This window comes from Streptomyces sp. NPDC050416 (assembly GCF_044458845.1).
In the GTDB taxonomy this organism is placed as follows: Bacteria; Actinomycetota; Actinomycetes; order Streptomycetales; family Streptomycetaceae; genus Streptomyces.
The window spans coordinates 421,199-433,372 of the sequence record NZ_JBITII010000005.1 but is presented as its reverse complement, the minus strand read 5'-3'; the positions used below and the strand labels follow the sequence as shown (position 1 = coordinate 433,372).

Here is a 12,174-nt window from a genome sequence, read left to right as displayed (position 1 = left end):
TCGTGCGTCCAGGCTAGCCGAGCCGCAGCTCAGCCCAGGTCGGGGAGGAGAGGCGCGGAGAGGAGAGGATGGGAGGCATGGACGGCGAACTGTTCCCCCGGGCCCGTACGCGGGTGGCGCCGGGCGCGGTGCACGTGCCGGACTGGCTGGATCCCGAGGAGCAGCGCGAGCTGCTGGAGGCCTGCCGCGACTGGGCGCGCCCACCGGCCGGGCTGCGCACCGTCCGCACCCCCGGCGGCGGCACCATGACCGCCCGGCAGGTCTGCCTCGGCCGGCACTGGTACCCGTACGGCTACGCCGGTACGGTCGTCGACGGCGACGGCGCCCCGGTGAAGCCGTTCCCCGCATGGCTGGGCGACCTGGGCCGCCGGGCGGTCCGCGACACGCTCCAGGGACCGGCACCGGCCTACGACATCGCCCTGATCAACTTCTACGACGCCGACGCCCGGATGGGCATGCACCGCGACAGCGACGAGAAGTCGGACGCGCCGGTGGTGTCGCTGAGCCTCGGTGACACCTGCGTGTTCCGCTTCGGCAACACCGAGACCCGCACCCGGCCCTGGACCGACGTCGAGCTGCGCAGCGGCGACCTGTTCGTCTTCGGCGGCCCGTCCCGCCTCGCCTACCACGGAGTCCCCCGGGTACACGGAGGCACGGCACCGCCCGGTCTCGGCCTGACCGGACGGCTCAACATCACGCTCCGGGTCAGCGGCCTGTAGGCCGCGGGCCCTGCGGATCATGGGAGACTCGCCCTCATGAGCGGGAAGGCGGACCCCCGGCCGGCGGGGGATGGGACCACCTCGACGAGGACGCGGCTGGACCGGGGGCGCGCAGCGCTCGGACCCGCGCTGGAGCTCGTGCACACCGGACGCGCGCCGACCCGGGCCGTACTCACCGCCGAGCTCGGGGTGACACGGGCCACGGCCGGAGCGGTCGCCGCCGAACTGGAGGCGCTCGGGCTGATCCGGGTCGACGCCCGGCCCGGCGCGGCAGCGGGCTCGCAGGGCAGGCCCTCGCACAAGCTGGCCGTCGCCGAGGACGGGCCCGTCGCGCTCGCCGCGCAGGTGCACGCCGACGGGTTCCGGGCGGCGCTGGTCGGGCTGGGCGGCCGGATCGTGGCCACCGCGCCGGGCTGCGAGGTCGTCGACGCCGACCCGGCGAAGGTGCTCGCCTCCGTCGTCACGGCGGGCGTCGAGCTGCTGCGGGAGACCGGGCGCCGGTGCGTGGGCGCGGGACTCGCCGTACCGTCCGCGGTCGCCGAACCCGAGGGCCTTGCCCTCAACCCGTTGCACCTGGCCTGGCCCGCTGGCGCGCCCGTCCGGGACATCTTCGCCGAGCAGGTGCGCGCGGCCGGCCTCGACGGACCGGCGTTCGCCGCGAACGACGTCAACCTCGCCGCGCTCGCCGAGCACCGGCACGGCGCCGGGCGCGGCGCCCGCGACCTGCTGTGCGTGGCCACCGGCCACCGGGGCGTCGGCGGCGCACTCGTCCTCGACGGCCGCCTGCACCGGGGCAGTTCGGGCCTCGCGCTGGAGGTCGGCCACCTCACCGTGCACCCCGAGGGCCGCCCCTGCCACTGCGGCAGCCGCGGCTGCCTGGACGTGGAGACCGACCCGCTGGCCTTCCTCACGGCGGCGGGACGCGAACCGGGCCCCGAGGTGTCCCTGCTCCAGCAGTCCATCGACCTCGTCCGCCACCACTACGACGACCCGGGCGTGCGCACCGCCGCCGAGACCCTCATCGACCGGCTCGGCCTCGGACTCGCCGGTCTCGTCAACATCCTCAACCCCGACCGCATCATCCTCGGTGGCCTGCACCGCACCCTCCTGGACGCCGACCCCGACCGTCTCCGCGCCGTCGTCGCCGACCGCAGCCTGTGGGGCCAGAGCGGCGGCGTCCCCATCCTGCCGTGCACCCTCGACCACAACAGCCTGGTCGGCGCCGCGGAACTGGCGTGGCAACCGGTCCTGGACGATCCCCTGGGAGCGCTGACGTAACGGGACGAGGAACAGAGCGTCCGGCTGGACGGGTTCATCGGCGATCAGGCACGGCTCGACCGGCTTGTCCGCGCCGCGACCGGGAAGGCTCGCGCCTGAGCGGGCAGGCTGGACCGCAGGCGGCTCGCCCGCACCGTACGAACGAGGAAGTTGACGTCATGACCGACAAGCTCACCGTGAGCGTCCTGGGCACCGGGATCATGGGCGCCGCGATGGCCCGCAACCTGGCCCGCGCCGGGCACGCCGTCCACGCCTGGAACCGCACCCGCGCCAAGGCCGAGCCGCTGGCCGCCGAGGGCGTGCACATCGCCGGCACCCCCGCGGAGGCGGTCCGGGACAGCGACGTCGTCCTGACCATGCTCCACGACGGCCCCGCCGCCCTGGAGACGATGCGGGAGGCCGCCCCCGCCCTGCGCCCGGGCGCCGCCTGGGTGCAGTCCACGACCGTCGGCGTCGAGGCCATCGGCGACCTCGCCGCCTTCGCCCGCGAGCACGGCCTGGTCTTCTACGACGCGCCCGTCCTGGGCACCCGCCAGCCCGCCGAGGCAGGGCAGCTGACCGTGCTCGCCGCCGGCCCCGTCGAGGGCCGGGACACGGTGACGCCCGTCTTCGACGCCGTCGGCGCCCGTACCGTGTGGGCCGGCGAGGACGGGGCGGCCGGCGGCGCCACCCGGCTGAAGCTGGTCGCCAACAGCTGGGTCCTCGCCGTGACGGCCGCCGCCGGTGAGGCCCTGGCACTGGCGAAGGCCCTCGACGTCGACCCGCGCGGTTTCCTCGACCTCATCGCCGGCGGCCCGCTCGACATGGGCTATCTGCACGCCAAGTCCGGCCTGATCCTCGAAGACCGGCTCACGCCGCCGCAGTTCGCGGTGACCACCGCCGCCAAGGACGCCCGCCTCATCGTCGAGGCCGGTGCGGGCCACGGCGTCCGCCTGGACGTGGCCGAAGCCGCCGCCGCGCGCATGGAGCGCGCCGCCGCCCAGGGCCACGGCGACGAGGACATGGCCGCCGCCTACTTCGCGAGTTTCGACGAAAACCCGTCCGCCTGATCATCCGGGAGGTTCCCCCATGTCCAAGCCGCCGCTGCCACCCGAGACCGAAGCCCTGCTGAGCCGGCCCAACCCGTGCGTCATGGCCACCGTGCGCTCCGACGGCGCACCGGTCTCCACCGCCACGTGGTACGCGTGGAAGGACGGCCGGGTGCTGATCAACCTCGACGCGGGCCGGGTCCGCCTGAAGCACCTGCGCCGCGACCCGCGCGTGACGCTCACCGTTCTCGCCGAGGACAACTGGTACACCCACATCACCCTCATCGGCCGCGTCACCGAGATGTACGACGACAAGGACCTGGCCGACATCGACCTGCTCTCCCGGCACTACGGCGGCAAGCCCTACCCGAACCGCGTCCGGCCCCGGGTCAGCGCCTGGATCGAGGTCGACCGCTGGCACGGCTGGGGAGAGATGAAGGACAACGACCAGGCCGCGGGCTGAAACCGGCAGTCCACGCCGTCGGCTACGGCATCCCGGGGCCGCCGCCCCACCGCGGCCGTCGTGATGTCCGCGCCCAGCAGCAGTTCCGCGGGCGGCACGTCTCGCGGGACCGCGCGGACCGCGCTCACCACCGGCGCCCTCGGGGCAGCCGGTCCCGGCCCGGTGCCGACAGGTGCAGCACCTCGAACAGATCGCCGTCGGCTTCCCGGCCAACGGCCCGGAGCCGGGACGAGTTGGCACCGCCGTCCGCGAACCGCGCGTGCGCACCGCCCCCTTCCTCGTACGCGAGCCGCGCAGACCGCGCTCGCGCGTCAGGTAGCCCTTGAAGCCGAGCCCGTCCCAGCCGTCGAGCAGATGCTCCCGGCGGGCGACACGGTTGCGGATGACCGATCCGCTCCCGGAGCCAGTCGAGCGTCTCGTCGACCGGGGCACGCAGCTCGGCGCTGGCGATCACGTCCGGGGCCATGGTCAGCCGGCCGATCGGGCAGCCCTACAGCACGTCCCGCCGGCGCCGTAGATACGCCTCGACGCGCTCGTACGGCGTTCCCGGGTCGTCGAGTACTCCCGCGTCGGTAGCTCACATCTCCTCGGCCGTCCGCCGGATCGCGGCCAGAGCGAGGTCCGGCCTGCCCTCCTGCCCGGCACCCGCGCGCTGCGAGGTGCTCATGGCCGCACCCGTGCCCCGCCCGTCTACTCCCCGCGAGGTACGCGCACTGCCTCTGGCCGTACGACGACCGGGGACCCCGCGCGGGGCGACGCTCGGAAGCGACAGACAGGACATCGCGGCAACGCTTCCGAGGAGTTGAACGACATGCAGACCCTGGCGAACTTCGGTGACGGCGGCCCCGGCCCCTGGATCCTGCTCTTCCCGGTGATCTGGGCCCTGGTCATCGGCGGCGGCATCGCGCTGCTGCGCCGCACGGTGTGGCGCGGCCGCCGCGGCGGTCCCTGGCGGCATCCCCCGGCCGGGAACGACTCGCCCATCACCGTGCTCGGACACCGCTTCGCCTCCGGCGAGATCGACGAGGACGAGTACTGGCGCCGGCTGTCCGTGCTGAACGAGGAGTTCGGCCGCAAGGGAGGTGAGGCATGACCACGACGACCGCCACGACGACCACGCGGCCCGCCGCCCGGGTCGTCGACGCGGTGAAGGTGTACGGCGGTGGCGACACCGCCGTACGCGCCCTCGACGGCGTGACCGTGAGCTTCCCGGCCGGCCGCTTCACCGCGATCATGGGGCCCTCGGGCTCCGGCAAGTCCACCCTGATGCACTGCGCGGCCGGCCTGGACACGCTCACCTCGGGCACCGCCCGCATCGGCGACACCGACCTGGGCGGCCTCGACGACCGCCGCCTCACGCTGCTGCGCCGCGACCGCGTGGGCTTCGTTTTCCAGGCGTACAACCTGGTGCCCACCCTCACCGTCGCGGAGAACATCAGGCTGCCCCTGGACCTGGCGGGCGGCCGGGGCGACCCGGAGTGGATCGACGCGCTGATCGACGTCGTCGGACTGCGTGACCGGCTCCACCACCGGCCCGCCGAACTCTCCGGCGGACAGCAGCAACGCGTGGCCGTGGCCCGGGCGTTCGCCGGCCGGCCGGACGTCGTCTTCGCCGACGAGCCGACCGGCAACCTCGACTCGCGCTCCGGCGAGGAGGTGCTCGGCCTGCTCGGCCGCGCCGTACGCCAGACAGGGCGCACGGTCGTCATGGTCACCCACGATCCCGTGGCCGCCGCGCACGCCGACGAGGTCGTCTTCCTCGCCGACGGACGCCTGGTCGACCGCATGGAATCCCCGACCGCCGACCGGGTCCTGGACCGGATGAAGGCCTTCGAGGTGCCCTCATGAACGCCTCCATACGCCTGAGCGTGTCCTCCCTGCGCGCCCACCGGCGGCGCTTCGCCGGTACGTTCCTCGCCGTGTTCCTGGGCGTGGCGTTCCTGGCCGGGACGCTCGTCATGGGCGACACACTGCGCGCCGGTTTCGACTCGCTGTTCGGCAAAGCGACCAGCGGCACCGACGCCGTGGTCCGCAGCGCCGACGCCATCACCACGCCCGGCGAGAGCCAGGGCGTACGGCAGCCGGTCGCCACCGGCCTGGTCAGGACCGTCGAGAACGTCCCGGGCGTCGCGGCCGCCGTGCCGAACATCCAGGGCGCCGGGCAGCTCGTGGGCGCGAACGGCGACCCGATCGGCGGCCAGGGCCCGCCCACCCTCGCCGGCAACTGGATCACCGACCCGCAGCTCAATCCGTACCGGCTGGCCGAGGGGCGCGCCCCGCGGAAGTCCGGCGAGGTCGTCGTCAACCGCGGCACCGCCGAGAAGGGCGGCCTGAAGATCGGCGACACGACCGTCCTGCGCACCCCCGACCCGGTCCGGGTGACCGTCGTCGGCCTCGCCACCTTCGGCGGTGAGGACGGCATGGCACAGGTGACCTTCACCGGGATGACCGTGGCCGACGCGGAGAAGTACCTCACGGCCAGGCCGGGCGAGGCGGCGAGCATCCAGGTGCGCGCCGGACCCGGCGTCAGCCAGGAGGAACTCGTCGAGCGGCTGACGCCCGCGCTGCCCAAGGGCGTCGAGGCCATCACCGGCCAGGAGTCGGCCGAGGAGAACACCGAGATGATCTCCAGTCAGTTCCTGGACGTCTTCACGCTCTTCCTGCTGGTGTTCTCCGGCGTCGCCCTGCTGGTGGCGACCTTCTCCATCCACAACACCTTCGCCATCGTCGTCGCCCAACGCACCCGCGAGAACGCCCTGTTGCGGGCGCTGGGTGCCTCCCGCCGTCAGGTCACCGTCACCACCCTGGTGGAGGCCACCGCCGTGGCCGTGACCGCGTCCCTGGCCGGCCTGGCGGGCGGCATCGGCATCGCGGCCGGGCTCCAGGCCCTGTTCCCGGCCATCGGCTTCCCGTTCCCCGAGGACGACCTGGTGGTCAAGGGCCTCTCCCTGGGGCTGCCGTTGGCCGTCGGCATCGTGGTCTGCCTGGGCTCCGCCCTGCTGCCCGCCGTACGCGCCGGCCGCACCGCACCGCTCGCCGCCCTGCGCGAGACGGCCGTCGACGCCTCCGGCGCGTCCCGCCTGCGGGCGGTCACCGGCATGGGCCTGATCGCGCTGGCCGTCGCCCTCACCCTGGCCGGCGTCCTCGTGTCACCGTCCGTCTGGCTGGCGGGTTCCGGCGCCGTACTGGCCCTGGTCGCGTTCGTGGTGCTCGGCCCGGTCGCCTCCACCGCCGCCGTCCGGATCGTCGGCAGCCCGCTCGGCCGGCTGCGCGGCGTCAGCGGCGCGCTGGCCCGGCGCAATGCCTTGCGCAGCCCGAAGCGCACCGCGGCCACCGCCAGTGCCCTGATGATCGGCGTGGCCGTCGTGTCGCTGTTCACGGTGTTCGGTGCCTCGCTGAAGGCCACCATGGACCAGACCGTGTCCCGGTCCTTCGCGGGCGGCGTCGCCGTCAGCGCCCCGTCGTTCGGCGCGGGCGGCAGCGGACTGAGCCCGAGGCTGGCCGGCGCGGTCCAGGAGCTGCCCGAGGTGGACACGGCGGTCGGACTCGGCCGGGGTGTCGCCGAGGTCGACGGCGAGGGCCGGGCCCTCACGGTCACCGACCCGGCCGCCCTGGAGCGCACCTTCGACCTCGGCAGGATCGACGGCTCGATGCGCGGCCTCGGCACCGACGGCATCGCCGTCACCGAGAAGGAAGCCGCCAGGCAGCACCTCGCCACCGGCGGAAAGGCCCAGCTCACCTTCACCGACGGCAGGAAGGAGACGTTCACCGTCCGCGCGGTCTACGGGCAGTCCGAACTCGCCGGCGACTACGTCATCACCCGCGCCGCCTGGGCCCCGCACCGCACCCAGGACTCCGACACCCTCGTCGCCGTCACGTTCGAGGACGGCGTGAGCACGGACGAGGGCAAGGCGGCCGTGGAGAAAGCCGCCGCCCGGTACGGCAACCCGGAGGTCCAGACCCGCGACGAGTACGCGCAGTCCTCGGCCGGCGGCATCGACATGATGCTCACCCTGGTCTACGCCCTGCTCGCCCTCGCCGTGGTCATCGCGCTCCTCGGCATCGCCAACACCCTGACCCTGGCGATCCACGAACGCACCCGTGAACTCGGCCTGCTGCGGGCCGTCGGCCAGACCCGCTCCCAGCTGCGGGCCATGGTCCGCTGGGAGTCGGTCCTGGTCGCCGCCTTCGGCACGGTCGGCGGGCTCGCCCTCGGCGCCTTCCTCGGCTGGGTCCTCGTCAGGGCCTCGGACGGCAGCAGCGACAGCGACTTCGCCTTCGCCGTGCCGTCCGCCCAGCTCGCGGTCGTGGCCCTCGCGGGTCTCGCGGCCGGCGCCCTCGCGGGGCTGCGCCCGGCCCGGCGCGCGGCACGCCTGGACGTGCTGCACGCCATCGCCACCGAGTGACCCTGGAGGTGCCCGCCGACGCGACCTCCGTGTGAACGGTGGTCACCGCCCGGTCAACCGGCAACGGCGGACCGGGCGGGAGCATGTTCGGGCAGCAGCCCGTCGGCGGCGTGCCCGACCTCCGCGAACCTGCGCGCGGGTTTCTCCAGGACCGTGCGCCGTGCCCGGCGCGACGGCGCCGCGACCGCGGCAGAGGACGTCGGGAGGGTGAACCAGACGACCTTGCCGGACTCGCCGTCCGGCCGGACGCCCCAGCTCTCGCTCATGGCGGCCACCATCGCCAGCCCGCGCCCGCAGGTCGCCAGCGGCTCGGCGTCGTCGACCACGGGCATCCGCGGGTCGTGGTCGCGCACCGACACCGTGAGCCGGTCGAGCAGCAGCTCTATCTCCACGGTGCACGTCTTGTCGGGCTGGGCATGCCGGTGGACGTTGGACAGCAGCTCCGTCACCCCGAGCGAGGCCCGGTCGATCAGAGCGTCCAGATGCCAGTAGCGCAACTGCGCAGAGACGATTCTGCGGACCTGGCCGATCCGCGACGGCAGGGCTTGGAGCTCCACCGTGCAGTGCCTGCTTGGGTAGCTGATCACGGCTGCGACTCCCCGACGTGAGGTCCGGAAGAACACGGAGTTCGGATCCAGCAGGGCGCCTTCGTGACGCTGTCGCCCGCTGTCATGGCCGGCGGGCTGGTTCGCAGCGTTATCGCCGGTAAACCCAGAGTGACGTGAGACCACAGTGACGCAGGGGGTGGGGTACCGCAACTCGCGGACATCTCAGTCGCCGCGCCCCGCCGCCCGGCGCACGGCCTCGATGAAGCGCCGTGCGGCCGGCGGCCCCGGCTCGCCCGGAGCGGGGTCGTGATCGCCCAGGGTGAGCAGGTACCGGTTGCCGTTGAGATCCGCCGTGGCCCGGTCATCGGGGCCGAACCAGGGCTTGGAGGCGCGCACCGCCTGCACCGGCGCGCTGTCGATCTCACTGCCGTAGCTGGTCAGCAGCTCGAGCCGGCCGTCGCTGATCCGGACCTGGCCGGCCCGGGTGAGCGAACGCAGCCGCTTCCCGATCCGCACGCCCGTGGCCCTGAACTCCGGCTCCGCCATGCCACCCGCCCCCTTGTGTGCGTCGGTGTACCGGCCCGCCCTCTGCGCGGTACCCGGCACAGGCTCGTGTCCTGATCCAGTGTGCCCCCGTCCGGAGACTTGCTCCGGTGGTGCGCCGTACCCCTGCCGGTACCCCGTCCGGGGCTCCGGTCCCGCGGTGAAGTCTGCCCCCACCCGGCGTCGAGCACCAGTACAGCGGACCCCCTCTGCAGGGGGCGCCCGGAGCACACACGCAAGTGCGCCCCCTGGAGTGCGCGCCCCCTTGCACCGGCTCTGCCCCAGGGGGCGCTTTGGGGGGCTCAAAGGTGCGTTTATGCAGGTGAGAAGCGTGTGTCAGGTGCTTATGATCGGGGGTGTCGGCCGCGCGACGCGTCGTCGGCGCGCAGCGTTAGGAGCCCCCTCGTGAGCACCCCCCAGCAGACCCGGACCGGCGTCACCCTCGACGTCGACCACAGCGACACCGCCTACCGCGCATGGCTGAAGGAAGCCGTCCGCAGAGTCCAGGCCGACGCCAACCGCTCGGCCGACACGCACCTCCTCCAGTTCCCCCTGCCCGAGCGGTGGGGCGTCGACCTGTACCTGAAGGACGAGTCCACCCACCCCACCGGCAGCCTCAAGCACCGGCTCGCCCGCTCCCTCTTCCTCTACGGCCTCTGCAACGGCTGGATCCGGCCGGGCCGCCCGGTGATCGAGGCCTCCAGCGGCTCGACGGCCGTTTCCGAGGCGTACTTCGCGAAGCTCGTCGGGGTGCCCTTCATCGCCGTCATGCCGCGCACGACGAGCGCCGAGAAGATCCGCCTCATCGAGTTCCACTCCGGCCGGTGCCACTTCGTGGACGACCCCCGCACGATGTACGAGGAGTCCGCACGCCTCGCGGCAGAGACCGGCGGTCACTACATGGACCAGTTCACCTACGCCGAACGGGCCACGGACTGGCGCGGCAACAACAACATCGCCGAGTCCATCTTCCGGCAGCTGCGGATGGAGCGGTTCCCCGAGCCGGCGTGGATCGTCGCCACGGCGGGCACGGGCGGCACCTCGGCGACCCTCGCGCGCTACGTGCACTACATGCAGTACGACACCCGCGTCTGCGTGGCCGACCCCGAGAACTCGTGCTTCTTCGAGGGCTGGACCACCGGCGATCCGGACGTCACCTGCGACTGCGGCTCCCGCATCGAGGGCATCGGCCGGCCCCGGATGGAACCGAGCTTCGTGCCCGGCGCGATCGACCGGATGATGAAGGTGCCCGATGCGGCCAGCGTCGCCGCGGTACGGGCACTGGAGCGCGCCATCGGCCGCAAGGCGGGCGGCTCGACCGGTACGGGCCTGTGGAGCGCCCTGAAGATCGTCGCGGAGATGGTGTCCGAGGGACGGCAGGGGAGCGTCGTGACGCTGCTGTGCGACCCGGGGGACCGGTATCTCGACAAGTACTACTCCGACACCTGGCTGGCCGCCCAGGGGCTGGACATCGAGCCGTACACGGCCGCGATCGACTCGCTCCTGGAGACGGGCGTCTGGCCCGGCTGAGAGGACGCCCGGGCTGGTGGCGCTACGCCGTCAGCCTCCGGTCCAGCGCCGTCACGGCGTCCCGGAAGGCTTTGGCCTGAGCCGCCCGCACCGGCTTCATGGCGAGCCGGTACGCCGCAGTCCCGTCGGTCGCGAACGTCCACCGCACCCGGGTCCCCGTACCGGCCGGGGCGAGCCGCCACTCCTCGGCGATCGCGCGCACCCCGGGCACGTTGGTGACGTCGACGCGATAGGCGTACACCTCGGGTTCCGTCGCCGCGATGATCGACTCCCGGAACCGGACGCCTCCCATGAGCCGGATGTCGCGCCCCCTCCCACCGTCGACCGGACGGGCGGCCGTCACCTGGGGAAACCAGTCGGCCCAGCCGGGCACGTCCTCCAGAGCCCGGTAGACCGCCTCCACCGGAGCGGAGATCTCCCGCTCGGAGACATGCCGTACGGGCGCGGCCCGGACGAAGTCGAGCCCCACGGGGCGCAGACGGTGAGCCATGGACGAAGCCCTCCTGGCAGGGGAGCGGGCGATGACCGGCAGCGTCACAGTAGCTGGCGACCCGTCAGCTGTCTGCCTCTTCTTCGGGCTCCCCGGCCACCACCAGCCGTCGCAGATGCTCCACGACCACACCGCGCGCCTCGTCCGGCAGGCCGGAGTCCGTCACGAGGGTGTCGATCCGCTCCAGCGAGGCGAACGAACTCAGGCCCACCTTGCCCCACTTGGTGTGGTCGGCGACCACCACGACACGCCGGGCCGACTGCACGAGCCGCCGGTTCGTCTCCGCCTCAGCGAGGTTCGGCGTCGACAGGCCCGCCTCGACCGATATGCCGTGAACCCCGAGGAACAGCAGGTCGAAGTGGAGCGCCGCGATCGCCTGGTCGGCGACCGGCCCGACCAGCGAGTCGGACGGGGTGCGCACACCGCCGGTCAGCACCACCGTCGCCGCGCCCTGCCGCGGGCCGGAGGTGCGCTGCGCCGCGTGGAAGACGTCGGCCACCCGCACCGAGTTGGTGACCACCGTCAGGTCCGGCACGTCCAGCAGGTGCTGCGCCAGCGCGTACGTCGTCGTGCCGCCGGACAGGGCGATCGCCGCGCCCGGCGCGACCAGCTTGGCCGCCGCCCGCGCGATGTCCTCCTTGGCGGTCAGCTCCAGCCCCGACTTCGCCTCGAAGCCCGGTTCGTGCGTACTCGCCTCGACCACCGGGACCGCGCCGCCGTGGACCTTCTCCAGCATGCCCTGGCGGGCGAGCGCGTCGAGGTCGCGGCGCACCGTCATGTCCGACACGCCGAGCTTGCGGGTCAGCTCGTTGACCCGGACACCGCCCCGGCGGCGGACCTCGTCGAGGATCAGGGATCGCCGCTGCTCCGCGAGGAGGTTCTGATTCTCGCTCACGTACGCTCCGGTCCTTTCGCCTCAATGCCGTCCGTCAGGCCCAGCACACCTGCCCCAACCAGGACATTCTCCCCCGGCTCCGGTGCGCGGACGCCTCATCCTCGCATGTCGCGGGGCCGGTGGCGCCACCGCCCATTCGCCGCGCCCATGTCACCTACAGCTTTCCGCATGGTCACGGATCGGGGAGATTCCGTGACAGCAGGTGTGCGGCGCCGCGGAACCGGAGATCCTGTGCCCGCACGGACAGAGCCGACGGCGTGTCACGGGGGAAGTG

The 12,174-nt window shown here is 73.3% G+C and carries 13 protein-coding genes and 2 pseudogenes; 9 read left to right on the top strand and 6 right to left on the bottom strand.

From position 1 onward, the window contains the following. Positions 1-77: 77 nt before the first annotated feature. The 5 genes from ACIBL4_RS18630 (at position 78) to ACIBL4_RS18610 (ending at position 3,807) form a co-directional block, all read left to right on the top strand. Positions 78-719 carry an alpha-ketoglutarate-dependent dioxygenase AlkB family protein gene (locus ACIBL4_RS18630; RefSeq protein ID WP_399411262.1) on the top strand — a complete coding sequence of 214 codons (642 nt, stop codon included), beginning with the start codon at positions 78-80 and terminating at the stop codon, positions 717-719. A 36-nt stretch (positions 720-755) separates the two neighbouring features. Next, positions 756-1,997, top strand: coding sequence for an ROK family protein (locus ACIBL4_RS18625; RefSeq protein ID WP_399411260.1), 1,242 nt, complete (start codon positions 756-758; stop codon positions 1,995-1,997). A 158-nt stretch (positions 1,998-2,155) separates the two neighbouring features. Further along, complete coding sequence (locus ACIBL4_RS18620) at positions 2,156-3,046, top strand: NAD(P)-dependent oxidoreductase (RefSeq protein WP_399411258.1); 891 nt, start codon at positions 2,156-2,158, stop codon at positions 3,044-3,046. Between the two features lie 19 nt (positions 3,047-3,065). Then, complete coding sequence (locus tag ACIBL4_RS18615) at positions 3,066-3,488, top strand: PPOX class F420-dependent oxidoreductase (protein WP_399411256.1); 423 nt, start codon at positions 3,066-3,068, stop codon at positions 3,486-3,488. A gap of 172 nt (positions 3,489-3,660) precedes the next feature. After that, a complete protein-coding gene (locus ACIBL4_RS18610; RefSeq protein ID WP_399411607.1) occupies positions 3,661-3,807 on the top strand; it encodes a hypothetical protein in 147 nt (48 codons plus the stop codon). An 11-nt stretch (positions 3,808-3,818) separates the two neighbouring features. On the opposite strand, the pseudogene ACIBL4_RS18605 reads toward ACIBL4_RS18610, so the two are convergent. Further along, positions 3,819-3,920, bottom strand: a pseudogene (locus tag ACIBL4_RS18605) (hypothetical protein); the annotation flags it as partial. Next, a pseudogene (locus tag ACIBL4_RS18600) lies at positions 3,877-4,143 on the bottom strand (TetR/AcrR family transcriptional regulator); the annotation flags it as partial. The pseudogenes ACIBL4_RS18605 and ACIBL4_RS18600, both read right to left, overlap by 44 nt. A 156-nt stretch (positions 4,144-4,299) precedes the next feature. On the opposite strand from ACIBL4_RS18600, the gene ACIBL4_RS18595 reads away from it, so the two are divergent. From ACIBL4_RS18595 to ACIBL4_RS18585, 3 genes are read left to right on the top strand one after another with little or no spacing between them, the layout of a single operon-like run. Continuing rightward, a complete protein-coding gene (locus tag ACIBL4_RS18595; RefSeq protein WP_399411254.1) occupies positions 4,300-4,581 on the top strand; it encodes an SHOCT domain-containing protein in 282 nt (93 codons plus the stop codon). Further along, the gene (locus ACIBL4_RS18590) at positions 4,578-5,336 is read left to right on the top strand and encodes an ABC transporter ATP-binding protein (protein WP_399411252.1); all 759 of its coding nucleotides are present in this window, start codon (positions 4,578-4,580) and stop codon (positions 5,334-5,336) included. The genes ACIBL4_RS18595 and ACIBL4_RS18590 overlap by 4 nt, the downstream gene beginning before the upstream one ends. Then, on the top strand, positions 5,333-7,894 hold the full coding sequence (locus ACIBL4_RS18585) for an ABC transporter permease (protein WP_399411250.1): 2,562 nt from the start codon (positions 5,333-5,335) through the stop codon (positions 7,892-7,894). Before ACIBL4_RS18590 ends, ACIBL4_RS18585 begins: the two co-directional genes overlap by 4 nt. Positions 7,895-7,947: 53 nt before the next feature. On the opposite strand, the gene ACIBL4_RS18580 is transcribed toward ACIBL4_RS18585, so the two are convergent. After that, positions 7,948-8,481, bottom strand: a complete 534-nt coding sequence (locus tag ACIBL4_RS18580) for an ATP-binding protein (protein ID WP_243381631.1) — start codon at positions 8,479-8,481, stop codon at positions 7,948-7,950. 183 nt (positions 8,482-8,664) lie between these two features. Further along, positions 8,665-8,988: a hypothetical protein gene (locus ACIBL4_RS18575; protein WP_261682162.1), complete on the bottom strand. Its 324-nt coding sequence runs from the start codon at positions 8,986-8,988 to the stop codon at positions 8,665-8,667. Positions 8,989-9,390: 402 nt separating this feature from the next. On the opposite strand from ACIBL4_RS18575, the gene ACIBL4_RS18570 reads away from it, so the two are divergent. Beyond that, positions 9,391-10,515 (top strand): PLP-dependent cysteine synthase family protein, encoded by a 1,125-nt coding sequence (locus ACIBL4_RS18570; RefSeq protein ID WP_399411247.1) that lies wholly within the window; start codon positions 9,391-9,393, stop codon positions 10,513-10,515. Positions 10,516-10,537: 22 nt separating this feature from the next. Here the strand turns inward: ACIBL4_RS18570 and ACIBL4_RS18565 are convergent, their stop codons facing one another. Beyond that, complete coding sequence (locus tag ACIBL4_RS18565) at positions 10,538-11,005, bottom strand: SRPBCC family protein (protein ID WP_399411245.1); 468 nt, start codon at positions 11,003-11,005, stop codon at positions 10,538-10,540. A gap of 64 nt (positions 11,006-11,069) precedes the next feature. Further along, entirely contained in the window at positions 11,070-11,900 is an 831-nt protein-coding gene (locus tag ACIBL4_RS18560; protein WP_399411243.1) for a DeoR/GlpR family DNA-binding transcription regulator, read from the bottom strand. Positions 11,901-12,174 lie beyond the last annotated feature (274 nt).